Source organism: Glutamicibacter nicotianae (genome assembly GCF_002797775.1).
In the GTDB taxonomy this organism is placed as follows: domain Bacteria; phylum Actinomycetota; class Actinomycetes; order Actinomycetales; family Micrococcaceae; genus Glutamicibacter; species Glutamicibacter nicotianae.
Map to the genome: position 1 here is coordinate 708,982 of NZ_PGEY01000001.1, position 25,322 is coordinate 734,303.

General features: G+C 65.4%; 21 protein-coding genes and 1 tRNA gene. 18 read left to right on the plus strand and 4 right to left on the minus strand.

Annotated elements, in window-relative coordinates; genetic code table 11:
- The first annotated feature begins 24 nt into the window (after positions 1–24).
- The 3 genes from ATK23_RS03245 to ATK23_RS03255 are packed head-to-tail and all read left to right on the plus strand — an operon-like array spanning position 25 to position 2,020.
- Entirely contained in the window at positions 25–729 is a 705-nt protein-coding gene (locus ATK23_RS03245; protein WP_083515383.1) for an MBL fold metallo-hydrolase, read from the plus strand.
- Positions 726–1,562, plus strand: a complete 837-nt coding sequence (locus ATK23_RS03250; protein WP_066137599.1) for a sulfurtransferase — start codon at positions 726–728, stop codon at positions 1,560–1,562. The genes ATK23_RS03245 and ATK23_RS03250 overlap by 4 nt, the downstream gene beginning before the upstream one ends.
- 29 nt (positions 1,563–1,591) lie before the next feature.
- A complete protein-coding gene (locus ATK23_RS03255) occupies positions 1,592–2,020 on the plus strand; it encodes an HIT family protein (protein ID WP_066137601.1) in 429 nt (142 codons plus the stop codon).
- A 24-nt stretch (positions 2,021–2,044) separates the two neighbouring features.
- On the opposite strand, the gene ATK23_RS03260 is transcribed toward ATK23_RS03255, so the two are convergent.
- Positions 2,045–2,479 (minus strand): Lrp/AsnC family transcriptional regulator, encoded by a 435-nt coding sequence (locus ATK23_RS03260; protein ID WP_066137602.1) that lies wholly within the window; start codon positions 2,477–2,479, stop codon positions 2,045–2,047.
- A gap of 81 nt (positions 2,480–2,560) precedes the next feature.
- Here ATK23_RS03260 and ATK23_RS03265 point away from each other — a divergent pair, with 81 nt between their 5' ends.
- Entirely contained in the window at positions 2,561–3,355 is a 795-nt protein-coding gene (locus ATK23_RS03265) for an AzlC family ABC transporter permease (RefSeq protein WP_217994567.1), read from the plus strand.
- Entirely contained in the window at positions 3,345–3,668 is a 324-nt protein-coding gene (locus tag ATK23_RS03270; RefSeq protein WP_066137605.1) for a branched-chain amino acid transport AzlD family protein, read from the plus strand. Before ATK23_RS03265 ends, ATK23_RS03270 begins: the two co-directional genes overlap by 11 nt.
- On the opposite strand, the gene hrpA is transcribed toward ATK23_RS03270, so the two are convergent.
- Positions 3,663–7,643, minus strand: coding sequence for an ATP-dependent RNA helicase HrpA (gene hrpA, locus ATK23_RS03275; RefSeq protein ID WP_066137606.1), 3,981 nt, complete (start codon positions 7,641–7,643; stop codon positions 3,663–3,665). The genes ATK23_RS03270 and hrpA overlap by 6 nt on opposite strands.
- A gap of 409 nt (positions 7,644–8,052) precedes the next feature.
- On the opposite strand from hrpA, the gene ATK23_RS03280 reads away from it, so the two are divergent.
- The 3 genes from ATK23_RS03280 (at position 8,053) to ATK23_RS03290 (ending at position 10,854) form a co-directional block, all read left to right on the plus strand.
- Positions 8,053–9,048, plus strand: a complete 996-nt coding sequence (locus ATK23_RS03280) for an ABC transporter substrate-binding protein (protein ID WP_066137608.1) — start codon at positions 8,053–8,055, stop codon at positions 9,046–9,048.
- A gap of 101 nt (positions 9,049–9,149) precedes the next feature.
- Positions 9,150–10,070, plus strand: a complete 921-nt coding sequence (locus ATK23_RS03285; protein ID WP_038990442.1) for an ABC transporter permease — start codon at positions 9,150–9,152, stop codon at positions 10,068–10,070.
- A complete protein-coding gene (locus tag ATK23_RS03290) occupies positions 10,063–10,854 on the plus strand; it encodes an ABC transporter ATP-binding protein (RefSeq protein WP_066137609.1) in 792 nt (263 codons plus the stop codon). Before ATK23_RS03285 ends, ATK23_RS03290 begins: the two co-directional genes overlap by 8 nt.
- A gap of 243 nt (positions 10,855–11,097) precedes the next feature.
- Here ATK23_RS03290 and ATK23_RS03295 read toward each other — a convergent pair whose 3' ends face one another.
- Together ATK23_RS03295 and ATK23_RS03300 are read right to left on the minus strand one after the other, a co-directional pair.
- Positions 11,098–11,577, minus strand: coding sequence for a hypothetical protein (locus ATK23_RS03295; RefSeq protein ID WP_066137610.1), 480 nt, complete (start codon positions 11,575–11,577; stop codon positions 11,098–11,100).
- A gap of 429 nt (positions 11,578–12,006) precedes the next feature.
- Positions 12,007–12,082: transfer RNA gene (locus ATK23_RS03300), tRNA-Arg, on the minus strand.
- A gap of 166 nt (positions 12,083–12,248) precedes the next feature.
- Between ATK23_RS03300 and argS the strand changes: the two genes are divergently transcribed.
- The 10 genes from argS to ATK23_RS03350 all read left to right on the plus strand — a co-directional run bounded on the left by argS (position 12,249) and on the right by ATK23_RS03350 (position 25,268).
- Positions 12,249–13,892 carry an arginine--tRNA ligase gene (argS, locus tag ATK23_RS03305; RefSeq protein WP_066137612.1) on the plus strand — a complete coding sequence of 548 codons (1,644 nt, stop codon included), beginning with the start codon at positions 12,249–12,251 and terminating at the stop codon, positions 13,890–13,892.
- Between the two features lie 6 nt (positions 13,893–13,898).
- A complete protein-coding gene (lysA, locus tag ATK23_RS03310; protein WP_066137614.1) occupies positions 13,899–15,320 on the plus strand; it encodes a diaminopimelate decarboxylase in 1,422 nt (473 codons plus the stop codon).
- Positions 15,321–16,607 (plus strand): homoserine dehydrogenase, encoded by a 1,287-nt coding sequence (locus tag ATK23_RS03315; RefSeq protein WP_066137615.1) that lies wholly within the window; start codon positions 15,321–15,323, stop codon positions 16,605–16,607.
- 1 nt (position 16,608) lies between these two features.
- Positions 16,609–17,709: a threonine synthase gene (thrC, locus tag ATK23_RS03320; RefSeq protein ID WP_038990449.1), complete on the plus strand. Its 1,101-nt coding sequence runs from the start codon at positions 16,609–16,611 to the stop codon at positions 17,707–17,709.
- 130 nt (positions 17,710–17,839) lie between these two features.
- On the plus strand, positions 17,840–18,772 hold the full coding sequence (gene thrB, locus ATK23_RS03325) for a homoserine kinase (protein WP_066137616.1): 933 nt from the start codon (positions 17,840–17,842) through the stop codon (positions 18,770–18,772).
- A gap of 334 nt (positions 18,773–19,106) precedes the next feature.
- The gene (gene rho, locus ATK23_RS03330; protein WP_066137617.1) at positions 19,107–21,305 is read left to right on the plus strand and encodes a transcription termination factor Rho; all 2,199 of its coding nucleotides are present in this window, start codon (positions 19,107–19,109) and stop codon (positions 21,303–21,305) included.
- A 187-nt stretch (positions 21,306–21,492) separates the two neighbouring features.
- Complete coding sequence (gene prfA / locus ATK23_RS03335) at positions 21,493–22,566, plus strand: peptide chain release factor 1 (protein ID WP_038990452.1); 1,074 nt, start codon at positions 21,493–21,495, stop codon at positions 22,564–22,566.
- Positions 22,567–22,573: 7 nt separating this feature from the next.
- On the plus strand, positions 22,574–23,431 hold the full coding sequence (gene prmC / locus ATK23_RS03340) for a peptide chain release factor N(5)-glutamine methyltransferase (RefSeq protein WP_066137619.1): 858 nt from the start codon (positions 22,574–22,576) through the stop codon (positions 23,429–23,431).
- 35 nt (positions 23,432–23,466) lie between these two features.
- Positions 23,467–24,150, plus strand: a complete 684-nt coding sequence (locus tag ATK23_RS03345; protein ID WP_038990453.1) for an L-threonylcarbamoyladenylate synthase — start codon at positions 23,467–23,469, stop codon at positions 24,148–24,150.
- The gene (locus ATK23_RS03350; RefSeq protein WP_066137620.1) at positions 24,147–25,268 is read left to right on the plus strand and encodes an MraY family glycosyltransferase; all 1,122 of its coding nucleotides are present in this window, start codon (positions 24,147–24,149) and stop codon (positions 25,266–25,268) included. The genes ATK23_RS03345 and ATK23_RS03350 overlap by 4 nt, the downstream gene beginning before the upstream one ends.
- Positions 25,269–25,322 lie beyond the last annotated feature (54 nt).

Here is a 25,322-nt window from a genome sequence, read left to right on the forward strand (position 1 = left end):
GGGCGCTGAGCCTACGCTAAGGATATGCGCATCAAACTTAGGGGCCATTCCTGCGTGGAAGTGGGCACGATCGACGGCAAGGTCCTGCTGGATCCGGGCGGGTCCTCGCAGCTCGACGACGCATTCAACGGCATCAATGCCGTGCTGATCACCCATGAGCATGCCGATCATGCAGACCAGTCGGCCATCGCCGCCGCGCTGGAAGCGAACCCCATCCTGGAGCTCTACGCGCCCGAAGCGCTGGCGCACGCAATGCGCGAGCAGCTGCCGCCGGCCAGCGGATCCCAGGTGGTGGCGGTGCGGGCTGGGGCCGACTTCATCGTCGGCGGCATCCGCATCCGCACCTTCGGCGGCACCCACGCCACGATCCACCATTCGATCCCGCTGGTGGCCAACGTGGGCTACCTGCTGGGGGACCGCGCGGTCGGCCAGCGGGAAATCTTCCACCCGGGCGACAGCTACCAGGTTCCCATCGGGGCCAAGCCCGATGTGCTGCTGCTGCCGGTGATGGCCCCGTGGGGCAAGATGGCCGAGGCGGCCGATTTCGCCGTGGCGGTGGATGCGGCGTGCTGGATCCCGATCCACGATGGGCTGCTCAACGGCAACGGGCTGGGCCTTTTCGACCGCCAGCTCGGCGCGATCGCCCAGCGCGCGGGATGCAGCTATCTGCGCCCGGAACCCGGAATCGAACACGAACTCGACGAGCTGCTGGGAGGACACAGCCAATGAACCCCTTGATCAGCGCCGCGCAGCTGCGCGAAATCCTGGACGCAGGCCAGAACCCGGTGCTGCTTGACGTGCGCTGGGCGCTCGGGCGCGATGACGGCGCGCAGAACTACGCCGCCGGGCATATTCCCGGCGCCGTGTTCGTCGACCTGGAAAAGGAGCTCTCCGGGACCCCGGGCGAGCACACCGGCCGCCATCCGCTGCCGCTGCCGGCGGATTTCGAAGCGGCCGCGCGCCGCTGGGGGATCGATGGCGGCAGCGAGGTCGTGGTGTACGACGACGCCGGCGCGCTGGCCGCCGCCCGCGCCTGGTGGCTCTTGCGCCATGCCGGGTTCGAGCGCGTGCAGGTGCTCGATGGGGGACTGGGTGCCTGGGCCGACGCCGGCGGGCAGCTGGCGCTGGGCTACGAGCAGGCCGAGCCGGGCAGCGTGTCGCTGTCCTGGGGCCGGATGCCGGTGGTGGAGTACGAGGAGCTGGGACAGGTGGCCGGGACGCTGATTGATTCGCGGGCCACCGCACGCTATCTGGGCATCGAGGAACCGGTGGACCCGGTGGCCGGGCATATCCCCGGCGCGCGCAATCGCCCCACCACCGACAACCTGGACGCGCAGATGCGGTTCCACGCGCCCGAAGCGCTGCAGGCCAGCTTCGCGAAGCTGGGCGCCGACCGGCCGGGTTCGGCCGCCTACTGCGGTTCCGGGATCACCGCTTCGCACCAGGTGCTGGCCGCGGCCACCGCCGGGATCGAGCTGGCGCTGTTCCCCGGCAGCTGGTCCGAATACTGCTCCTACCCGGATGCGCCGATCGCCACGAGCGACGAGCAGCACCGCCACTAGAATTCAGCAATCAACGCAGAAAGGCAGCAATGAGCACGCTGTTCACCAAGATCATCAACGGGGAAATTCCCGGCCGCTTCGTCTGGAAGGACGAGCAATGCGTGGCGTTCCTGTCCATCGGGCCGCTGTCCGACGGGCACACCCTGGTGGTTCCGCGCGAGGAAATCGACGAGTTCACCGACGCCCCCGACGAGCTGATGGCGCACCTGACGCTGGTCGCCACCAAGATCGGGCGCACCCAGAAGCGCGTTTTCTCCGCGCAGCGCGCCGGGCTGATGATCGCCGGCTTCGAGGTACCGCACCTGCATGTGCATGTCTGGCCGACCAATTCGCTGGCCGACTTCGATTTGTCCCGGGCGGCCGACAACCCGGATCCGCAGGCCATGGAGAACAACGCGCAGGCGCTGCGCGAGGGGTTGCGCCAGGACGGCCACGGCCAGTTCGTGCCCGAGGCCTGAGCCGGCCTTCAGCCCTGTGAAGGCTTAGCCGCGGACCTTGCGCATGGTCATATGGGAGGTCACCCGGCTCACCGCCGGCAGCGCGGTGAGCTTCGGGATGGTCTGGCTGTCGTACTGCTCGGAGTCGGCCACCTGGATGCGCAGGAAATAGTCGGGCTGCCCGTAGAGCCGCCGGATTTCGGTGACGCCGTCGACGTTGATCACGGCGGCCTCGAATTCCTCCAGGCTCTGCTCGTTGTTCATGGTCACGTCGACGGCCACGGTGACCTCGAACCCCCGCCCGTAGGCCTTGGGGTCGATGATCGCGCTGAACCCGCGGATGATCCCCTCGGCCTCGAGGCGCTGGACGCGGCGCAGGCAGGGGGCCGGTGTCAGCCCGACCCGGCGCGAGAGCTCCAGATTGCTGATGCGCCCGTCTTCCACCAGTTCGGCAATAATTGCACGGTCAAGTTCATCCATGCAGCTATTATTGCGTATCGCGGCCCGCCAAGGCCAATGATTGGCAACCATATTTGGCGGCAAACTTCCTAAAATTGCCATATGATCCGAAATCAAGCAATGATCGGCGCTGCCACGCCGGTGCAGCCGTCGACAGCGGCGTCGAAGTGGCAGCAGATCCGGCTGGGTGCGAAAAATGTGCTTCCCGCCAGTGTTGCAGTGATGCCCCTGGGCTTGGCGCTCGGGGTGCTGCTGGTGCGTTCGGGATTGCCCTGGTGGTCCGCGCCGCTGCTGGCCGGGCTGGTGCTGGCCGGCTCCCTGGAGTTCCTCTTGATCGGCCTGCTGGCCGCCGTCGCTCCGCTGTCGCATATCGCCCTGACCTCGCTGCTGGTCAACTTCCGCCATGTGTTCTATGCGATCTCCTTCCCGCTGCACCGGGTCAGGGGCAAGGGCGCAAAGATCTACAGCATGTTCGCACTGACCGATGAAGCCTACGCGCTGACCCTGCAGGCGGAGCGGAACAATTATTCCTCGACGCGGATCCTGGCCATCCAGGGCCTGCTCCATGCAAGCTGGACCACCAGCGTGCTGGCTGGGGCGCTGCTGGGCTCACTGATCCCCGAATCCATCAAGGGCCTGGAATTCGCGGTGACCGCATTGTTTGCGGTGCTGGCGATCGAAGCGTTCAAGGCGTACCGCAGTATTCCGCTGTCCGGCCTGGCGCTGATCAGCGCAGTGGTGGCCAGCTGGATCGCGCCGCAGAGCATGATGGTGGTGGCCATGGCGATGTTCCTGGCCGGACTGGCGGTGGCCTACCTGCTGCGCCGGCGCACCGGTGCTGGCGACGGCGAGCCTGCCGCTGCGCCACTTCAGGAAGAAGGAAGCAATGCCCGATAACCTGTACCTCTTTTCGGCCATCGCGGTGAGCACCGCCGTGACCTTCGGGCTGCGCGCACTGCCGTTCGCCTTCATCGCCAAATTGCGCAGCAACGGGTTCATCAACTACCTCGCCCTGCGCATGCCGCTGGGCATCATGGTGGTGCTGGTTGCTGCCACGCTGCCCGCCGGCATCATGGATTCGGCAGTGGCCTGGCCGGTGGCCGCCGCGCTGGCGGCCACCGTGGGGCTGCACCTGCTGAAGTCCAACGCGGTGCTCAGCGTGCTCGGCGGTACCGCCGTGTATGTCGCGATCCTTTCCTGGACGCTATAGCTGCGCCAGCGAATCCTTGATCGCCTTGCGGATGCGCTTCTCGCTGACCGTGTAGGCGGTGCCCAGCTCCTGGGCGAACAGCGAAATGCGCATTTCCTCCAGCATCCACTTCACCTGGGCCAAGCCGGCCGGCACCCGGGCGCCCTCGGGCACCTTGTCCAGCGCGGCATCGTATTCGTCCTCCAGCTTCTGGATGATCGCCAAAGCCTGCCCGTCGCGGGTGACCGCACCGCCGCGCAGCTTGTCCAGGCGCAGTTCGATGCCCTGCAGGTAGCGTGGCAGGCGCATCAGGTGCGGCGCGCCGGTAGCGGCGATGAAGCCCGGGTAGATCAGCTGCTCCAATTGCGAGCGGATATCGCTCACCGCCGCGAACATCGCCAGCGACTTGGTGTTCTTCACATCCTTGGCGATGCGGGTGGAGGAGCCGAACACCTTCGCCACGATCGCGGTGATGGTGAAGACCGTATCGATCTGCTCGGCGCGCACGGTTTCGAACAGCGCCTCGAACTCGGCGCGGTTCATCGGCAGCCGCTCGGGCACCAGCTGGTCCACCGCTGCCATGGTGCAGTCGGCGATCAGCTTCTCGATGGAGCCGTGCGGGTTCTGCGTGAACACCAGCTTCTCGGCGTTCTTCAGGTGCGAGATCACGAACTTCGCTGCTGGCGGCAGGCGCAGCATCAGCAGCCGGATCACGCCGGTGCGGTGCGCCGCATCGCGTTCGGCCTGGGTGCGGAAGACCGTCAGGTCCACCTTGTTCCCGGTATCCAGCAACCCCGGGTAGGCGGTAATCTGCTGGCCCATCACGGTGGTGCTCACCTTCTGCGGCAGCGTATCGCCCAGGGTCTCGCCAGCGGATTCCAGCTGCGGCCAGTGATCCAGCCCGCGCTGGTCCCAGGCCCCGGTGGCAGCGGAGCCAGCGGCCGCGGAGCCGGCGGCCTTGGCTCCCTTCTTCTGCCGCTTCGACGAGGCAGCCATCGCCCCCGGGGTCCCGGGCTTGCCGGCTGCGCCCGGCGCGGCCGTCCCGGGGGAGTTGACCCCGCTGGCCAGCGCGGCGCGGTTGGCGGCGGCGAACTTGTACTGCAGCGCAGCCAGATCGTCCCCGCGCCCGAGCACCTTGCCCGAGCCGTCGGTAATCGTGAAGCCGAAGCGCAGATGCGCGGGCAGCGCGGCGAAATCGAAGGAGGCCGGATCGACGACGATGCCGCGCAGCCGGCGCAGCACCAGGGCCAGGGATTCGGCCAGCTCGTCGGTGTCCGGATCGAAGTCCGCCTCCAGCATCTCCAGCGCCTTGGACGCCACATCCGGGGCGGGCACGAAGTTCTTGCGGATCCCCTTGGGCATCGAGCGGATCAGCGCGGTGAGCAGCTCGTGGCGCAGCCCCGGGATCAGCCAGGCGAAGCGGGCAGGATCGAGCTGGTTGAGGAACACCACCGGCACGGTGATCGACACGCCATCGCCCTCGCCGGCGGATGCTGCCGGGTTGTACTCGTAGGACAGCGGCAGGTGGATGCCGCCGAGCTTCCAGGTGGTCGGGAACGCGGTCTCGTCCACCGCGTCCGTTTCGGCCAGCAGCGCCTCGGGGTCGAAGTCCAGCAGCGCCGGGTCGGCGGCGCGGGCCTTCTTCCACCAGCGGTCGAAGTGCCGCTCGGAGTACACCTCGGCACCCACCCGGGCATCGTAGAACGCGAACAGGTCCTCGTCCGAGATGCGCAGGTCGTGGCGGCGCATGCGGGTTTCCAGCTCTTCGACCTCCTCGAGCAGCGCCCGGTTCTTCGCGAAGAACTTGTGGTGCGTGCGCCAATCGCCCTCAACCAGCGCATGGCGGATGAACAGCTCGCGGGCCAGGTCCTTGTCCACCCGCCAGTAGTGGAACTGCCGGCGGGGGACGATCGGCAGCCCGAAGAGCGTGACCTTCTCGTAGCCCATCACCGAGCCGTTGCGCTTGGACCAGTGCGGCTCCGAGTGGGTGCGCTTGAGCAGGTGCGGTGCCAGCTCCTCGACCCAGGCGGGGTCGATGGCCGCGTTGGTGCGCGCCCACAGCCGCGAGGTCTCCACCAGCTCGGCGGACATCACCCAGGTCGGGGACTTCTTGAACAGGCCCGAGCCGGGGAAGATCGCGAACCGGGTGCCGCGCGCGCCCTGGTAGTCGCGCTTGCGCTCGTCGTAGAGCCCGATGTGCCCGAGCAGTCCGGAGAGCAGCGACTTGTGCACCTCGTCCTCGTTGGCTGCCGGCTCGATCGGGGCGGCCGCGACGGTGATGCCCAACGGCTTGGCCAGCTGGCGCAGCTGGGTGAACAAATCCTGCCACTCGCGCACGCGCAGGTAGTTGATGAACTCGGCCTTGCACAGCCGGCGGAAGGCCGAGGAGGACAGTTCCTTCTGCTGCTCCTGCAGATAGGCCCACAGATTCAGCAGCGCGATGAAGTCGGACTTGCCGTCGGCGAAGCGCTTGTGCAGCTCGGTGGCGCGCTCGCGCTGCCCGGTCTCCTCGCTGGGCCGCTCGCGCGGGTCCTGGATGCTCAGCCCGGCGGCGAGCACCATCACTTCCTTGGCGACCGAGCGCTGCGCGGATTCGACGATCATCCGGCCCAGGCGCACATCCAGCGGCAGCTGGGCCAGCTTCCGGCCGACCTCGGTGAGCTTGGCCGACTTGTCCTGGCCCAGCGCCCCGAGCTCGCGCAGCAGGTTCACGCCATCGGTGATCGCCTTGGCTTCGGGCGGCTGGACGAACGGGAAGCTGGCGACCTCGGCGGCCGAGGCCACCACGCCCATGGAGATCATCTGCAGGATCACGCTGGCCAGGTTGGTGCGCAGGATTTCCGGGTCGGTGAACTCAGGTCGGGAGTTGTAGTCCTCCTGGGAGTACAGGCGGATGGCGATGCCCTCGGAGACGCGGCCGCAGCGGCCCGAGCGCTGGTTGGCGCTGGCCTGCGAGACGCGCTCGATCGGCAGGCGCTGCACCTTGGTGCGATGCGAGTAGCGCGAAATGCGGGCGGTGCCGGTATCGATCACGTACTTGATGCCCGGCACGGTCAACGAGGTCTCCGCTACGTTGGTGGCCAGGATGATGCGCGGGGCGCCGCCGGGGTGGAAGACCCGGTGCTGCTCGGCCAGCGACAGCCGGGCGAACAACGGCAGCACCTCATAGCGCGGCAGGCGCTTGTTGGCGGTGACCATCGCGCGCAGCGCATCGGCGGCATCGCGGATTTCGCGCTCGCCGGAGAAGAAGATCAGGATGTCGCCCGGCGCTTCGCCGCTCAGCTCCTTGACCGCGTCGGTGACCGCATCCAGCGGGTCGCGCTCTTCTTCCAGGGTGTTCTCGGCCGCCTCGTCGGCGTCCATCGGATCTTCGGCCTGCAGCGGCCGGTAGCGCAGTTCCACCGGGAAGGTGCGCCCGGAAACTTCCAGGATCGGGGCGGGGACCAGTTCGCCGTCGGCATCCTTCTTCCCGAAGTGCGCGGCGAAGCGCTGCGGGTCGATGGTCGCGGAGGTGATGATGATCTTCAAATCCGGGCGCTGCGGCATGATCTGCTTGAGATAGCCGAGCAGGAAGTCGATGTTCAGGCTGCGCTCGTGGGCTTCGTCGATGATGATCGCCGAGTATTTCTTCAGCAGCTTGTCGCGCTGGATCTCGGCCAGCAGGATGCCGTCGGTCATCACCTTGAGCTTGGTCTTGCGCGAGACCTCGCCGGTGAAGCGCACGTGGAAGCCGACCTCTTCGCCGATGGTCGTGCCCATCTCCTCGGCGATGCGCTCGGCCACGGTGCGCGCGGCCAGGCGGCGCGGCTGGGTGTGCCCGATCATGCCCTGCTCGGCCAGGCCGAGTTCGATGAGCATCTTGGGAAGCTGGGTGGTCTTGCCCGAACCGGTTTCGCCGGCGATGACCACTACCTGGTTTTCGCGCACCGCGTCGAGGATGTCCTCGCGGCGGGCTGAGACGGGAAGTGCTTCGGGATACGTAATGCTGAGCGCCATGATGTTCCCATTCTATTCACGCCCCGCATTTTCGTGGTGGCCGCCGGGCCGGAGCCTGGCCGGGCAGCAGAAATGCAATAACCCAGGCAGTCGGCAAGCAGGGGTCCAGGAGTCAAATTTTCAGATTGTCCAAGCAATTGTCGACAACTTCGGGCCGCCAAATACAAAACTTCCAGATTCCGGCCAGAAGTGGATCGTTTGTGTCCATCAGAATCGGTATCAAGAGGCAATCGTCCAGGAAACGACCTTGATTGTAGGCAAGGTGAGGTCGTTCACATGTAAGATCGTGGGTAATCATCGTCGCGATGCCTGGACGGTTCCCGCATGCTGCGCACCTGCTGCGCTTCATAACCTGGCATCCGCGCTATCGGTGGGAATCACTCGCAAGGGAACTTTGAAAGGAACTTCAATGAAGAGCTTCACCGCCATGAAATTCGCTGCGATCGCAGCAGCTGGCGCATTGGCCCTGACCGCCTGCGGCGGCAGCGGCGAACAGGGTGCCGCCGGCGGCGGCGACGAACCAGTCAAGATCGGCATCTCCCAGTTCGTCTCGCACCCGTCGCTGGATGCAGTGGTCACCGGCTTCAAGGCAGGCATGGAAGAAGCCGGCTACACGGGCGAGAAGATCAGCTACGACGAGAACAACGCCGAAACCGACCAGGCCACGAACACCTCGATCGCCGGCAAGCTGGCCGCCGATTCGGATATCGACCTAGTGCTGGCAGTAGCCACCCCATCGGCACAGGCAGCCGCCCAGGCGATCACCAATGTTCCGGTGCTCTTCTCGGCTGTGACCGACCCGGTGGATGCCAAGCTGGTTGCTTCCAACGAAGCCCCGGGCGCAAACGTCACCGGCACCTCGGACATGAACCCGGTCGATGAGCAGCTGCAGCTGCTCAAGGACCTGGTGCCGGATGCCAAGAAGGTCGGCATCGTCTACTCCTCGGGCGAAGCGAACTCCGCCGTCCAGGTGAAGATGGCCAAGGAAGCCGCCAAGGGCCTGGGCCTGACCATTGAGGAGGCCGCCGTCTCGGCCTCCAGCGAAGTCCAGCAGGCCGCCAGCTCGCTGGATGTCGACGCGTACTACGTCCCGACCGACAACGCCGTGGTCTCCGCACTGGAAGGCCTGCTGCAGGTAGCCGAGAAGAACAAGGTTCCGGTTATTTCGGCTGACGGCGAGTCCGTCAAGCGCGGCGCGACCGCAACCTACGGCATCAACTACGAGAAGCTCGGCGAGCAGACCGCTGCCATGGCCGTGAAGCTGCTCAAGGGCGAGGCCGAGCCGGCAACCATGCCGGTGGAGACTATCTCCGAGGTCGACCTGTACCTGAACGAAGATGCCGCCAAGAAAGCAGGCATCGAATTCACCGATGAGATGAAATCGGAAGCCGTCGAGGTCTACTAAACCCCGGCAACAACTTATCGACGAAAGGCGAGGCGCATAACCTGATGCCTCGCCTTTCGTCGTGATAACTCGCAAAAAACTTACAACTCAAGGATCCACACATGATCACAGCGGTTGAACTCGGCCTGATCTACGCCATCATGGCGCTCGGGGTGTACCTGACCTTTCGCATCCTGGACTTTCCCGACCTGACCGTCGACGGCAGCTTCACCACCGGTGCAGCCGTCGCCTCGGTCGGCATCGTGAACGGGATGAATCCCTGGCTGGCCACCGTGCTGGCCTTCTTCGCCGGCATGGTTGCCGGTGTCATTACCGGCCTGCTGCATACCAAGGGCAAGATTGACGGCCTGCTCGCCGGCATTCTGACCATGATCGCGCTGTACTCGGTCAACCTGCGCATCATGGGCAAGGCCAATACCCCCTTGCTCGGCGAGGAAACGCTGATCAGCCCGATGCGGGCCGCAGGCATCCTCGGCTCGGCCGCTTCGGTGGCGATCCTCTTCGGCGTCTGCTTGGTCTTCGTCGCGGCAATCGTCTGGTTCCTGCACACCGAACTGGGCATGGCCATGCGCGCCACCGGCGACAACCAGGAAATGATCCGCTCCTTCGGCGTAAGCACCGATAACCAGAAGATCCTGGGCCTGGCGCTGTCCAACGGCCTGGTGGCGCTCTCCGGCGCGGTCATCGCCCAGTACCAGGGCTTCGCCGACATCGGCATGGGCATCGGCCTGATCCTGATCGGCCTGGCCTCGGTCATCGTCGGCCAGGCGATTTTCACCCAGCGCTACATCTGGCTGGCCGCCATTGCGGTGGTCTTCGGCGCCGTGATCTACCGCCTGGTCATCCAGCTGGCCCTGTCGGCCGGCCTGGAGGTCAACGACATGAAGCTGATCTCCGCGGTCCTCGTGGTCGTTGCCCTGCTGCTGCCGAAGTGGAAGGGCTTCCAGAAGATCGTGAAGTCCTTCAAGCGCACCCCGGCGCCCGTCACCGAATCCAAGGAAGAGGTTCGCACCAATGCTTGAGATCAAGAACCTGTCCCGCACCTTCTTCCCGGGAACCGTCAACGAGCGCAAGGCGCTGCGCAACATCAACCTGAACCTCTCGGACGGCGAATTCGTCACGGTCATCGGCTCCAACGGCGCCGGCAAGTCCACCGTGCTGAACATGGTCGCCGGCAAGCTGCAGCCGGATACCGGCTCGGTGTCCATTGCGGGCAAGAATGTCACCAAGATGGCCGACTACTCCCGCGCCAAGTACATCGGCCGGGTGTTCCAGGATCCGATGGCCGGCACCGCGCCGACCATGTCCATCGAGGAGAACATGGCGCTGGCCTACGCCCGCGGCCGTTTCCGCGGACTGGGCCTGGGCGTGGGCTCCAAGCGCCGCGAGCTGTTCGTCGAGGAGCTGAAGTCCCTGGAGCTCGGCCTGGAAGGGCGACTGAAGACGAAGGTGGGCCTGCTCTCCGGCGGCCAGCGCCAGGCGCTGAGCCTGCTGATGGCCACCTTCTCCAAGCCGAAGATCCTGCTGCTCGATGAGCACACCGCGGCCCTGGATCCGCAGCGTGCGGCGCTGGTCTCGCGCTTGACCAAGGAAATTGTCGAACGCCACCAGCTGACCACGTTGATGGTCACGCACAACATGGAGCAGGCATTGCAGCTGGGCACCCGGCTGATCATGATGCACGACGGGCAGATCATCCTGGATCTGGACCAGGAAGAGAAGTCCAGGATGACCGTCCAGGACTTGCTGGACGAGTTCAGCAAGATCAAGGGCGCGCAGCTCGATGACAAGACCATGCTGCAGTAGCTGATGCGTGCCGCGCAGGCCCCGTACCCTTCAGTGGGTGCGGGGCCTGCGGTGGTTATTGGGCGGACGCTCACCAAATCGGCGTGGCGTTCTCCAGTGGCAGCGATCTTCAACTTCAAGAATTGAAAGCAGGGGAGAGCGCGGTAGCCGCTGCGCTGCGCACACGTGACCGGGCCGGTCCGGAAAGCATTGAGGAATGACTCAATGGCATCGAATACGACCTGTTGTGTTCCCCGAACTTGATCATTGCCCGTCTTCCGGTGCTTGCGGGTCGATGACGCAGGTGTGGCCTGTCGAGATGCCATTGATGGTGAACGCCAGAACCAATCGCTGGGCTGCACGCGGCGGCTTGGGGTGATAGATCCAGGTGGCGTCCCATTCTGTTCCCGTGCCGGCGATTCGTCCTCCAAGACGGGTGTACCTGGTTCCAAGGTCATCGGTGATATTTGCCTTCACCGGTTCAGGAACTGCGTTCCCCGGCATTTGCGGTGCCGGACCGGCTAGCTCCTCTCCCTGCTCTTGCCCAACAAGTGCCCAAGACTCCATCGCATCATGGAACTGCGAATCCAACCGCCGCGTCACGTCATTGATGACGCCGCATAGGTGGAACTCGAAACCTGTTCCGCCTTCAGCGGCATACCGGGATGGAGGCAGATCCGAGGTCAGGCTGAGCCCGGCAAAACGAATCGCAACCACTTGATGAATAGCGACGATCAGGTCCATTGGCGCTGAAACTATCTGTGGCATGGCTTCAGGCTACACACCGGAGAACGCGGTGCGAAGAGCTGGGCATTTCTGATTGGAACGGAATACGCAGTTAGTCCTGCGAACCGCCGGAAGAAATGGCGATGAAAACGGTTTGCCTTGCAAGGTTGAAGGCGGATTTTGCGCAGTACTCCGGCATCCAGCTCGATAGGGGCAGGCCCCGGCAAGCCTCGGCCTGAGTTAGGTTCCAGGGTGATCTCCGCCAATAGGCGCAAGAGTGTACCTGGAATTCATTTACACATCGCGGCCTCAATCACGATGGCACCCGGCTGTTCATGAACCATGCGGCTCCTAAGGGAGGGATCTTGAAACGAGCTTGGGCGCTAGCCGCAGGGCTCGGCACAAAAAATTGCAGGCCCTGGATCAAACAGGACCTGCAATTTGAAGTGGTGCCCCTGAAAGGAATCGAACCTTCGGCCTTCTGCTCCGGAGGCAGACGCTCTATCCACTGAGCTACAGAGGCGTGTTGCCGGGCAACAGGAAAAATACTATCAGGTCGTGAGTTGATCTGCGCAATTCAAACACCCCGGTGCTGATGTGTTGCAAAAGTCACCGGCTTGGGCCAGTCTCACAGGCGCTGGGAGTCATGAATGCTGAAGAAGCACCGCAATTACCGGTATTCTTGAACGGTGACTCCTGAAGAACTCTCCGCAGCAATATCCGCATGCCTCACCGAAGCCGTAGCAGCCGGTGAAATCTCGGTCGAGGTGCCAGAGACCGTCCGCGTGGACCGCCCGAAGAGCCGTGAGCACGGCGACTGGGCAACCAACATCGCGTTGCAGCTGGGCAAGAAGGCCGGCATGGCCCCGCGCGACTTCGCGCAGATCCTGGCTGCCCGGCTTGCTTCGGTCCCGGGAGTCGGCGCCGTGGACATCGCAGGTCCCGGCTTCCTGAACATCACCCTGGACGCAGCCGCTGCCGGTTCGCTGGCCCGCGCCATCGTCGAGGCAGGTTCCGCCTACGGCAACAACGAGGCCCTGGCCGGACACGTGGTCAACATGGAATTCGTCTCCGCGAACCCTACCGGCCCGCTGCACATCGGCCACACCCGCTGGGCCGCGCTGGGCGACGCCATCGCCCGCGTGCTGCGCGCCTCGGGCGCCGAGGTCACTTCCGAGTACTACATCAACGACGCCGGCAACCAGATGAACGTGTTCGCCCGCTCGGTCTACAACCGCATCCACGGCCTGCCGGTGCCCGAGGGCGGCTACCCCGGCGAATACATCAAGGAACTGGGCGATATCGTCCTGGCCGAGAACCCCGAGCTGGGCACGCTGGATGAGGAACAAGCCATCCCGGCCTTGCGCGAGGCCGCCTACAAGGCGCAGCTCGAAGACATCAAGCAGACCCTGGCCGACTTCGGCGTCAGCTTCGACGTGTTCTTCTCCGAGACCTCCCTGCATGAAGGCGGCGCGGTCGCCGACGCCGTGGCACGCCTGCGCGAACAGGGCCACATCTTCGATTTGGAAGGCGCAGTCTGGCTGCGCACCACCGACTTCGGCGATGACAAGGACCGCGTGCTGATCCGCGCCAACGGAGAGCCTACCTACTTCGCCGCGGACGCCGCCTACTACCTGTCCAAGAAGGACCGCGGCTTCGAAGAGAAGATCTACCTGCTGGGTGCCGACCACCACGGCTACGTCAACCGCCTGAAGGCCATTGCCGCCTGCGCCGGCGATGACAAGGAAAAGAACATAGAGGTGCTGATCGGCCAGCTGATTTCGGTCAACGGAGCCAAGCTGTCCAAGCGCGCTGGCAACATCATCGAGCTGCGGGATCTGATCAACTGGATCGGCGCCGATGCGCTGCGCTACTCGCTGGCCCGCTTCCCGGCCGATTCGCCGATCGCACTGGACCCGGAGCAGCTGAAGAAGAACACCAACGACAACCCGGTGTTCTACGTGCAGTACGCCCACGCCCGCTCCTGCGCCGCGGCCCGCAATGCCGCCGCCAAGGGCGTGACCCGCGATGAGTTCGACGCCGCGCTGCTGACCGACGCCACCGAGAACGAGCTGCTGGCAGTGCTCGGCCAGTTCCCGTCGGTGGTTGCCGGCGCCGCTGAATTCCGCGAACCGCACCGCATCGCCCGCTACCTGGAGCAGGTCGCCGGCGCCTACCACTCGTGGTACGCCGCCACCCGCATCACCCCGATGGGCGAAGACGAAGCAGTCGCACCGGTGCACGGCACCCGCCTGTGGCTGAACGACGCCGCCACCACCGTCTTGGCAAATGGATTGGAACTGCTGGGCGTTTCAGCCCCAGAGAGGATGTAAGACCCTATGGCCGTATCGCCGCTAGCCCCGCAATGGCTGCACTTCCCGGAAAACATCAACGCGCTTCGTCAGATCGAGTGGGCTTCGGGGGTTTCCCGCGAGGCTGGCGGCGAACTGTCCATCCAGGGCCTTCCCGTCTCCGCGCTGGCAGCCGAATTCGGCACCCCGCTGTTCGTGCTCGACGAGAACGACTTCCGTGCCCGCGCGCGCGGATTCAAGACCGCCTTCGATGAGGCGTTCAAGGACCTGTGCGGGGGAGTCGACGTCTACTACGCCGGCAAGGCGTTCTTGTGCACCGAGGTGGCCCGCTGGGTGACCGACGAGGGCCTGCGCCTGGACACCTGCTCCGGCGGCGAGCTGGCAGTGGCCGGCGCCGCCAAGGTGCCGGCCGCCAACCTCTCGCTGCATGGGAACAACAAGTCGGCAGCCGAGATCACCCGCGCCATCGAGATGGGCGTGGGACGCCTGGTCATCGACTCGCTGGACGAGCTGGACCGGGTGATCTCCATCGCCGACGCCATGGACAAGACCGCTCAGGTCATGCTGCGCATCACCCCCGGCGTGCACGCCTCCACGCACGAGGCCATCGCCACCGCGCATGAGGACCAGAAGTTCGGCCTGTCCATCCTGGACGACGCCTCCGGCAGCTCGCCTGCGCTGCGCGCGGTCGCCCAGGCGATCGAGGCGAAAAACATCAACCTGCTGGGCCTGCACGCCCACATCGGCTCGCAGATCTTCGAGGCCGAAGGCTTCGCCATGGTCGCGCGCACCATGCTCGGGCTGCTGGCCCGGATCCGCGAGATCCACGGCGTCTCCCTGCCCGAGCTGGATCTGGGCGGCGGCTACGGCATCGCCTACACCTCCGAAGACCACCCCTCCACCCCAGCGAAGCTGGCCGGCCAGATGGCCGAGGTGGTCTCTGCCACCTGTGCCGAATTGGAACTGGACTGCCCGCGCATCTCGATCGAGCCGGGCCGCGCCATCGCCGGCCCGTCCACCTTCACCCTCTACGAGGCCGGAGTGCGCAAGGACGTCCAGGTGGAAGACGAAACTGGAGCACTGCATCCGCGCCGCTACATTTCGGTGGACGGCGGGATGAGCGACAACCCGCGTCCGGTGCTCTACGACGCGCAATACACCGCCGTGCTGGCCAGCCGTATGACGCAAAGCGACGCAATTATTTCTCGTGTAGTTGGGAAACATTGCGAGTCAGGTGACATAGTCGTGAAGGACGTTTACCTGCCCGAGGACGTGGCGGCCGGCGATTTGCTCGCCGTACCGGCCACCGGCGCCTACTGCTGGGCGCTGTCGAGCAACTACAACTACCTCACCCGTCCCGCGGTGGCAGCTGTACGCGATGGCCAAGCCCGCCTGATCGTGCGCAGGGAAACGGAAACAGACTTGTTGGCCCGCGACATGGGAGTTTAATTGAGCGGCGAAAAGAACCTGAAGGTAGCCCTGCTGGGTTGCGGCACGGTCGGGGCCCAGGTGGCCCGGATCCTGCTGGAAGATGCGAATGAACTGGCGGCCCGCTCGGGCGCCGGCCTGCAGCTGATCGGCATTGCCGTGCGCAACCTGGATGCCAAACGCGATGCGGCGCTGCCCCAGGAGCTTTTCACCACCGACGCTCCCGGGCTGATCGCCCAGGCCGATGTGGTCATCGAGCTGCTCGGCGGCATGGAGCCGGCCGGCGAATACATCGCCGCCGCGCTGTCCAAGGGCGCCAGCGTCATCACCGGCAACAAGGCGCTGATCGCGCTCAAGGGCGCCGAACTGAACGCGCTGGCCGCCGCCAACGGCGCGCAGCTGCGCTACGAGGCGGCGGTGGCCGGGGCCATCCCGATCCTGCGCCCGATCGCCGACTCGCTGGCGGGCGACCACATCACCAAGGTGATGGGCATCGTCAACGGCACCACCAACTTCATCCTCGACGCGATGGACACCACTGGTGCCGCGTTCGACGATGTGCTGGCCGAAGCCCAGGCGCTGGGCTACGCCGAAGCCGATCCGACCGCCGACGTGGGCGGGCACGACGCCGCCGCGAAGGCGGCCATCCTGGCCTCGCTGGCCTTCCACACCACCGTGTCCTCGGAGCAGGTCTGGACCCAGGGCATCACCGAGGTCACCGCCGCCGATGTCGCCGCCGCGTCCGCCGCCGGCTACGTGATCAAGCTGCTGGCCATCGCCGAACGCGCAGAAGCCGGGATCTCGGTGCGCGTCTACCCGGCGCTGGTGCGCCGCAGCCACCCGCTGGCCACCGTGCACGGCGCGTTCAACGCGGTGTTCGTCGAGGCCGAGAACGCCGGGGACCTGATGTTCTACGGCGCCGGCGCGGGCGGCAACCCGACCGCCTCGGCGGTCATGGGCGATGTCGTCGCCGTGGCCCGGCAGATCGCCGCCGGGGCCCCGCTGCCCAACGGCTCGGTCAGCCAGGCCCCGCGGCTGCTGGACTTCGAAGCCATCGACACCCGCTACTGGATCGGCCTGTCGGTCAAGGACCAGCCGGGCGTGCTGGCGGCCATCGCCACCGTCTTCGGCGAGCACGGGGTCTCCATCGAGTCGATGAGCCAGCAGGTCGACGCCGAGGCCGGCGCGCAGCTGCGCATCCTGACCCACCAGGGCACCGAAGCGGCCCTGGCCAGCACCGTCGAGGCGCTCACCGCGCTGGACGCGGTGCACTGTGTACTATCCGTTATGCGAGTTGAAGGAAACTAACGTGGCTCACCAGTGGCGCGGAGTGATCCGCGAATACGCCGATCGCCTGCCAGTCGACGAAAACACCAAGGTCATCACGCTCGGCGAGGGCGGCACCCCGCTGGTCTACGCCCCGGCGCTGTCGGCGGAAACCGGCAACGAGGTGTACCTGAAGGTCGAGGGCATGAACCCGACCGGTTCCTTCAAGGACCGCGGCATGACCATGGCGATGACCGCTGCGGTCGCCGCCGGCGCCAAGGCAGTGGTGTGCGCCTCCACCGGCAACACCTCGGCTTCGGCCGCGGCCTACGCCACCCAGGCCGGGCTGAAGTGCGCCGTGCTGGTGCCGGACGGCAAGATCTCCATGGGCAAGATGTCCCAGGCGATCGCCCACGGCGCAGACATCATCCAGATCGACGGCAACTTCGATAACTGCCTTGAGGTCGCCCGCAAGCTCAGCGAGAACTACCCGGTATTCCTGGTCAACTCGGTGAACCCTGCGCGTATCCAGGGCCAGAAGACCGGAGCCTTCGAGGTCGTGGACTTCCTGGGCGATGCACCTGACTACCACCTGCTGCCGGTAGGCAACGCGGGCAACATCACCGCGTACTGGAAGGGCTACAAGGAGTACTCCACGCAGTGGACCAACGAGGCCGGCAAGGTCCTCGAACCGGTATCCACCAAGAACCCGATCATGTGGGGCTTCCAGGCAGCTGGCGCCGCTCCGATTGTTGCCGGGCACCCGATCACCGAACCGGACACCATCGCCACCGCGATCCGCATCGGCAATCCGGCTTCCTGGGAACAGGCCGAAGCAGCCCGCGACGAGTCCGGCGGCCAGATCGACTCGGTCACCGATGAGGAAATTCTCGCCGCGCACCGCTGGCTCTCCTCGCGCGAAGGCGTTTTCGTGGAACCCGCCTCGGCAGCCGGCGTCGCCGGACTGCTCAAGCACCACGCCGCCGGCAACGTCCCGACCGGCAAGAAGATCGTGATCACCGTAACCGGCCACGGCTTGAAGGATCCTGACTGGGCCCTGAAGCAGGCCGACGGCTCGGACGTCGCACCAAAGAAGGTGGCCTTCGACGTAGTCGAGGTCGCCGGCGCCCTGGGCCTGGCCTAAACGCCTTCGGCCAGAATTCTTCTGGCCAGCCAACGGCCCGCCGCGCCAATGGCTCTCCCGGAAACGGGGAGCCGGCCGTGGCGGGCCGTTGTGCATCCATCATCTATCGCACCGAAATCTTGAAGGAACCATGACGCAGCAGATCGCCCTGGGCCAGAAGTTGATCGTTTCCCCGCCGGCTACCTCCGCCAACCTCGGCCCCGGCTTCGACTCGCTGGGCCTGGCCCTGGATTACCGCGACCGCCTTGAGGTGGGCACCGCGCACTCCAGCCGCGTCGAGATTTTCGGTGACGGGGCCGATGAGCTGCCACGCGATGAATCCCACCTGATCATCAAGGAAATGCACCGCTACTGGAAAGACGCCGGCTTCGCCCCGGTAGGCGTGGAACTGGTGGCGCATAACCGCATTCCGCATGCTCGGGGTATGGGCTCGTCCGCAGCGGCGATCGTTGCCGCCTATGCTGCGGCCGACGCGCTGCTGCCAGCAGAGGCACGTCGTGGAACCGAATCAATCTTCCAGGCCGCGGCCGCGTGGGAAGGCCACCCGGATAATGTGGCCCCTGCGGTCTTTGGCGGTTTGAGCATTTCTGCCACGAATCCCGATGGCAGCTTCAGCTCCGTGCAGGTGCCATTGCACCCGGATCTGCGTGCGGTGCTGGCCATCCCTTCCAACGGGCTGTCCACCGAAGTGGCCCGGGGTGCACTGCCCTCGCATATCGAGCATGCGGTGGCCGCGGCGAACAGCGCTAGTGCCGCCTTGCTGATCCACGCTTTGAGCAATGACCCAAGCCAGCTGCTGGGCGGCACCAAAGACTACCTGCACCAGGATTATCGGGCTGCGGCCATGCCGCAAAGCGCCGCACTGATTGCCAAGCTGCGCGATGCCGGATTGGCCGCAGTGGTTTCCGGTGCCGGCCCAACGGTGATGACCCTGGTATCCAGCGAGGACCAGGTAGCTGCCGTGCAAGCGGTGATCAACGAATTTTCTGCGAGTTCTTCAGTGTCTTGGCGTGCTGAAGTTCCCAAGCTTGCCAATAACGGTGTTACAGTAGAAGTGCTGTAACACCATGGCAGGCCGGATCGCTGGGCAGTAGCCCGGTCCGAATCATTTGTGGCCAGTGTTGATGCGGATAAATTCGGTTCTTGAACCCCATTTCATCCCTCCAGCCGCTCCGGATTTCCCTGCAGTTCGCAGCACCTTTGATAACCCGCATCCAGGTACGTCTTCGTGCCCAGGGGATATCAGTTTCTTTAATCCACCGCAGTTTTGCTCCGAATTCTGGGCTATCTTGCGGGGAGAAAGTGAAGTAGCCACGGAATCTTCGGCTACGGAACATCATTTACGGCATATTGGGCCTGCCTGAAGCGGCCCATCCTACGAGTCAGAAGGAACTTTCGTGACCGAAACCACGAGCCTCAACGAAGGCGTGGACACCAAGACTTCCGAAAACAAGAGCGCCGGTCTGGCCTCCTTGAAGATGACCCAGCTCCAGCAGTTGGCTTCGCAGCTGGGCATCACCGGCGGTTCGCGGATGCGCAAGGCCGATCTGGTCAAGGCCATCGGCGACCACCAGCGCGGCGGCTCCGTTGCCGCCAAGGACGCCAAGGCAGCGCAGGAAGCCAAGGCCGCGCAGGAAGCGAAGTCGGCTAAGGCCGAAGCACCTGCAGCCAAGGGCGAAGCCGCCGCCGAGCCGGCCAAGGAAACCAAGGCCCGCGCACGCCGCGCGCCGAAGGCCGCAGCCAAGGAGCAGGCCGAGGCCGATACCACCGCCGCACCGGAAACCGCGGCAGCTGCCGAAGCACCGGCAGAAAAGCCTGCTCGCGCACGCCGCACCTCGCGCCGCGTGACCGACTCGGGCAAGGTTGCCGCTGCTGCCGAAACCAAGGAAGCAGCCGCCGAAGCACCTGCCGAGAAGCAGGTCCCAGCCGAGAAGCAGGCTCCAGCCGAGGAAGCCAAGGCTCCGCGCCAGCGCCGCAACGCGCGCAGCAGCAAGCCAGCTGAGCAGCCTGCAGAGCAGGGCACCGAGCCAGCCGAGGCACCGGCAGAGAACGGCGAAGCACGCGAAGAGCGCCGCGAGCGCGGCAACCGCCGTGAGCGTGGCAACCGCCGCGAGCGCAACAACGAGCGCAATGACGCCGCCGAGCCGGAGAACGCCGAAGAGCGCACCGACCGCCGCGAAGAGCGCCGCGAGCGCAACAACGATCGCAATGACCGGAACAACCGCCGTGAGCGCAACAACGATCGCAATGATCGCAACAACGACTCGAACGACTCGGAGAACACCGAGGAGCGTTCGGAACGCAGCGAGCGCAATGACCGCCGTGAACGCCGCGAGCGCAACAATGACCGCAATGACCGGAACAACCGCCGTGAGCGCAACAACGACCGCAACGACCGGAACAACCGCAACCGCCGCAACCGCCGTGATGACGACGAGCCGCAGCTGAGCGAAGACGATGTCGTGCTGCCGATCGCCGGCATCCTGGACGTGCTGGAGAACTACGCGTTCGTCCGCACCTCCGGCTACCTGCCCGGTCCGAACGACGTCTACGTCACCCTGGGACAGGTCAAGAAGTACAACCTGCGCAAGGGCGACGCCATCGTCGGCGCCATCCGCCAGCCACGCGAGGGCGAGACCCCGAATCCGCGCCAGAAGTTCAACGCCCTGGTGCAGCTGACTTCCGTGAACGGCAAGAAGCCGGAAGACAACAAGGAACGCGTCGAGTTCAACAAGCTCGTGCCGCTGTACCCGACCGAGCGCCTGCGCCTGGAAACCGACCCGAAGCTGGTCGGCCCACGCGTCATCGACCTGGTCGCACCGATCGGCAAGGGCCAGCGCGGCCTGATCGTCTCGCCGCCGAAGGCCGGCAAGACCTTGATCCTGCAGTCCATCGCGAACGCCATCACGACCAACAACCCGGAAGTGCACCTGATGATGGTGCTGGTCGACGAGCGTCCCGAAGAAGTCACCGACATGCAGCGCACGGTCAAGGGCGAGGTCATCGCCTCGACCTTCGACCGCCCGGCAGATGACCACACCACCGTGGCCGAGCTGGCCATCGAGCGCGCCAAGCGCCTGGTGGAAATGGGCATGGACGTCGTGGTCCTGCTGGACTCGATGACCCGCCTGGGCCGCGCCTACAACCTGGCAGCACCGGCCTCCGGACGCATCCTCTCCGGCGGCGTGGACTCGGCGGCGCTGTACCCGCCGAAGCGCTTCTTCGGTGCCGCCCGCAACATCGAGAACGGCGGCTCGCTGACCATCCTGGCCACCGCCCTGGTGGAGACCGGATCCAAGATGGACGAGGTCATCTTCGAGGAATTCAAGGGCACCGGCAACATGGAGCTTCGCCTCTCGCGCCAGCTGGCCGAGAAGCGCATCTTCCCTGCGGTGGATGTCAACGCATCCTCGACCCGCCGCGAAGAGCAGCTGATGAGTGCCGAAGAGGTGCGCATCATGTGGCGCCTGCGCCGCATGCTCTCGGGCATCGATCCGCAGCAGGCACTGGAGGTGCTCACCGGGAAGATCCGCGAGACCCAGTCCAACGCGGAATTCCTGATGCTGGTCAACAAGACCACTCCAAACAAGGATTAGCACCATCCACCGCCATGGCGTCCAGCCAGCTTGCCACCTCGGCAGCTGGCTGGACGCCATGGGCGCGTAGTGACACCTCGCACGCCGGTGACCGCCGGCGCAGCGTCTAGAATTGAATTCCAGCAGTGCCCGGGCAGCGCCAAGCGCCGGCACTGCGCGGAAAACGCCAACAAGGAAGCACACCACCATGTTCGAGTCCGTCAAATCGCTACTAGAAGAGCATGCAGCCATCCAGGCGCAGCTCTCGGATCCAGCGGTGTACGCCGACCAGGCGCTGGCCCGCAAGCTCGGCCGCCGCTCGGCCCAGCTGAACGGCATCGTCGAAGCCTACAACAAGTGGAACACCGCCACCGAGGACCTGGAAGCCGCCAAGGAAATGGCCGACGAGGATCCGGACTTCGCCGAAGAGGTCGAAACCCTGACCGCCGAGCTGCCGGCGCTGGAGGAGAAGCTGCGCCGCCTGCTGATCCCGCGCGATGAGAACGACGGCCGCAACGTGATCCTCGAAGTCAAGGGCGGCGAAGGCGGCGACGAAGCGGCGCTGTTCGCGGCCGACCTGCTGCGCATGTACACCCGCTTTGCCGAGCACAAGGGCTGGAAGGTCGAGATGATCTCCTACAACGAGTCCGACCTCGGCGGCTACAAGGACGCGCAGGTGGCCATCAAGGGCAACTCCAACGACCCGGCAGAAGGCGTCTACGCCCAGCTGAAGTTCGAGGGCGGCGTGCACCGCGTGCAGCGCGTGCCGGTCACCGAATCCCAGGGCCGCATCCACACCTCGGCCGCCGGCGTGCTGGTGCTGCCCGAAGTGGACGAGCCCGAAGAAGTCGATATCCACCAGAACGACTTGAAGATCGACGTCTACCGTTCCTCGGGCCCAGGCGGCCAGTCTGTGAACACCACCGACTCCGCGGTGCGCATCACCCACCTGCCCACCGGCATCGTAGTGGCCATGCAGAACGAGAAGTCGCAGATCCAGAACCGCGAAGCCGCGATGCGCGTGCTGCGCTCGCGCCTGCTGGCCCACCAGCAGGAACAGATCGACGCCGAGAACTCTGCGCAGCGCGCCAGCCAGATCCGCACCATGGACCGCTCCGAGCGCATCCGCACCTACAACTACCCGGAGAACCGCATTGCGGATCACCGCACCGGGTACAAGGCCTACAACCTGGACGCCGTGATGGACGGCGACCTGCAGCCGGTGGTCGACTCCTGCATCCAGATGGACGAGGAAGAGCGCCTGGCTGCGCTGGGAGAGTAACTGCGCCTTGGAAGAACTATCTGCCGTACGCCGCCAGGCGATTGCGGCGCTGGCCGACGCCGGGGTGCCAAGCCCCGGCGTCGACGCCGATCTGCTGCTCTGCCATGTGCTGGGCATCGACCGCGCGCAGCTGAAGCTGCGCGAGCTGCGCGGCGACGGCCTTCAGCCGGCGCACCGGGAGCAGTTCACCGAGCTGGTGGCAGCCCGGCGCACCCGCATCCCGCTGCAGCACCTGACCGGCGTCGCCTACTTCCGCTACCTGGAACTGAAGGTCGGGCCGGGGGTCTTCACCCCGCGGCCGGAAACGGAAACCATGGTGCAGCTGGGCCTTGATTTCCTGGCGGCCCACGGGATCGGCAGCCCGCGGTGCATCGACTTGTGCTCGGGTTCCGGCGCCATTGCCGCGGCCCTGGCCAGCGAGGTGCCGGCGGCCAGCGTCTGGGCCGTGGAGCTCTCGGATGATGCCATCGGCTACACCCGGGCCAACTGCGAACCCCACGGGGTCACCGTGCTCCACCAGGATGCCACGCAGGTGCCCGCCCAGCTCGACGCCACCATGGACCTGGTGATCTCCAATCCGCCGTACATCCCGCCGAATGCGGTGCCGCGCGAGGTCGAGGTGCGCGAGCACGACCCGGAGATGGCGTTGTACGGGCTGGGGGAGGACGGGCTGCAGGTTCCGCGTGCCGTCACTGCCCAGGCCTTGAAGCTGCTGCGTCCCGGCGGCTGGTACGTGATGGAACACGCCGAAGTGCAGCGCGAGAGCGCGGCGGCGATGCTGCGCGAAGCAGGGTTCACGCAGGTTGCGGGCCACCAGGACCTCACCGGGCGCGCCCGCGCCACATCCGGCTACGCGCCCCAATAACCAAACGACACACCAGTGCATGAAAGAATGATCCCGTGAGCACAACATTTTCGGTAAGCAACGAGCAGGAACACGCTGACGGCATCGCCGCAGCCAAGGCCGCATTGGCGGACAAGCGCTGCATCGTCTTGCCCACAGATACCGTATACGGGATTGGCGCCGATGCCTTCAGCGCCCAGGGCGTAGCGATGCTGCTGGCGGCCAAGGGCCGCAGCCGCACCATGCCGCCACCGGTGCTGATTGCCCAGACCGCCACCATGGACGGGCTGGCCCGGGACATCCCCGATGAGGCCCGGAAGCTGGCCGAAGCCTTCTGGCCAGGCGGCCTGACCCTGATCCTGCACGCCCAGCCTTCGCTGACCTGGGATCTGGGGGAGACCCGCGGCACCGTAGCGCTGCGCGTGCCCAACGACGACACCGCCCTGGAACTGCTGGGCCAGACCGGCCCGCTGGCAGTGTCCTCGGCCAACCGCACCGGCAACGCGGCGGCGCTGGATGTCGAGCAGGCCATCGCCCAGCTGGGCGAGTCGGTGGACGTGTACCTTGACGGTGGTCCGCGCGGTGCGGCCGGCGAAGAAGTCCTGCCATCAACCATCATCGATTGCACCGGTGCGCACCTGCAGGTAGTCCGCTCGGGCGCAATTTCCATTGAGGAATTGCGCGTGGTTGTCCCTGGAATTCTCGATTTGGGACAGGACGCACCGGAAACCGGCGCATGAGAACTTATGTCCTGCTCATAGCGTTCAGCTTTACGGTCTCGTTCCTGCTCACGCCGATCGTGCGCACGCTCGGCCAGCGCTTTACCGGGAACCAGCTGGTGCGCGAGCGCGACCAGCATGAAAAGCCGATCGTGAAGTTCGGCGGGCTGGCAATCATCGCCGCCTTCGCCGCCGGATTGTGGCTCGCGAGCAACTTCCATTTCTTCCGCGGGGTCTTCGGCAATGACGAAGCCATCCGCGGCATCGCCTATGCGCTGGGAGTCATCGTGCTCATGGGCCTGGCCGATGACATGTTCGACTTGAAGTGGTGGCTGAAGCTCGCCGGGCAAATCCTGATCGGCTGGCTGATCGCCACCCACGGAATCGTCATCCAGTCGCTGCCGGTCGGTTCGTGGCAGATCGATGAGCCGTGGATGCAGATTGCGGTGACGGTGTTCCTGATCGTGCTGACCATGAACGCGATCAACTTCTCCGATGGGCTCGATGGCCTGGCCGCGGGCCTGGCCGCCATTGGCGCGGCGACCTTCTTCGTGTATTCCTATGTGCTGGCCACGCATGTGAGCGCTGATGACTACGCTAATATCGGGGCGCTGCTCTGCGCGCTGCTGCTCGGCGCCTGCCTGGGCTTCCTGCCGCACAACTTCAACCCGGCGAATATCTTCATGGGGGAGACCGGGGTGCTGGCCATCGGCATGGTCCTCTCGGTGGCCGCGATCGCGGTGACCGGGGATGTACAGGGGCTGGAGGCGCGGCGCTTCCGCAACATCCCTGCCTACATGCCGATGCTGCTGCCGATGGTCATCGTGTTCCTACCAGTCCTGGACCTTGTGCTCTCGGTCTTCCGCCGGCTTGCCAACAAACGCTCACCCTTTTCACCGGACGCCAAGCACATCCACCACAGGATGCTGGCCCAGGGCCATTCGGTGCGCCAGTCGGTGATCCTGCTGTACCTCTGGGCTGCCGTGATTGCTGTCTCAGTGGTGTCCATCGCCTTCATCCCGGTCATCCTGGTGGTGCCGATGGCATTGCTGTTGTTCCTAGTGGCAGCGGTGGCGACCTGGCGTCCGCTGGTGATCAAGCGGGTCGATGCCCTGCGCAAGCGCATGGGCAAGGCCTAGCCCGGTTAATTAGCCAAGTAATGCATGCGCAATCTGTTTCTATCTCGTGTAGAA

Coding starts and splice junctions, on each gene's coding strand:
- ATK23_RS03245 (WP_083515383.1), top strand. CDS start 25: ATGCGCATCAAACTTAGGGGCCATTCCTGCGTGGAAGTGGGCACGATC.
- ATK23_RS03250 (WP_066137599.1), top strand. CDS start 726: ATGAACCCCTTGATCAGCGCCGCGCAGCTGCGCGAAATCCTGGACGCA.
- ATK23_RS03255 (WP_066137601.1), top strand. CDS start 1,592: ATGAGCACGCTGTTCACCAAGATCATCAACGGGGAAATTCCCGGCCGC.
- ATK23_RS03260 (WP_066137602.1), bottom strand. CDS start 2,479: ATGGATGAACTTGACCGTGCAATTATTGCCGAACTGGTGGAAGACGGG.
- ATK23_RS03265 (WP_217994567.1), top strand. CDS start 2,561: ATGATCCGAAATCAAGCAATGATCGGCGCTGCCACGCCGGTGCAGCCG.
- ATK23_RS03270 (WP_066137605.1), top strand. CDS start 3,345: ATGCCCGATAACCTGTACCTCTTTTCGGCCATCGCGGTGAGCACCGCC.
- hrpA (WP_066137606.1), bottom strand. CDS start 7,643: ATGGCGCTCAGCATTACGTATCCCGAAGCACTTCCCGTCTCAGCCCGC.
- ATK23_RS03280 (WP_066137608.1), top strand. CDS start 8,053: ATGAAGAGCTTCACCGCCATGAAATTCGCTGCGATCGCAGCAGCTGGC.
- ATK23_RS03285 (WP_038990442.1), top strand. CDS start 9,150: ATGATCACAGCGGTTGAACTCGGCCTGATCTACGCCATCATGGCGCTC.
- ATK23_RS03290 (WP_066137609.1), top strand. CDS start 10,063: ATGCTTGAGATCAAGAACCTGTCCCGCACCTTCTTCCCGGGAACCGTC.
- ATK23_RS03295 (WP_066137610.1), bottom strand. CDS start 11,577: ATGGACCTGATCGTCGCTATTCATCAAGTGGTTGCGATTCGTTTTGCC.
- lysA (WP_066137614.1), top strand. CDS start 13,899: ATGGCCGTATCGCCGCTAGCCCCGCAATGGCTGCACTTCCCGGAAAAC.
- thrB (WP_066137616.1), top strand. CDS start 17,840: ATGACGCAGCAGATCGCCCTGGGCCAGAAGTTGATCGTTTCCCCGCCG.
- prfA (WP_038990452.1), top strand. CDS start 21,493: ATGTTCGAGTCCGTCAAATCGCTACTAGAAGAGCATGCAGCCATCCAG.
- ATK23_RS03350 (WP_066137620.1), top strand. CDS start 24,147: ATGAGAACTTATGTCCTGCTCATAGCGTTCAGCTTTACGGTCTCGTTC.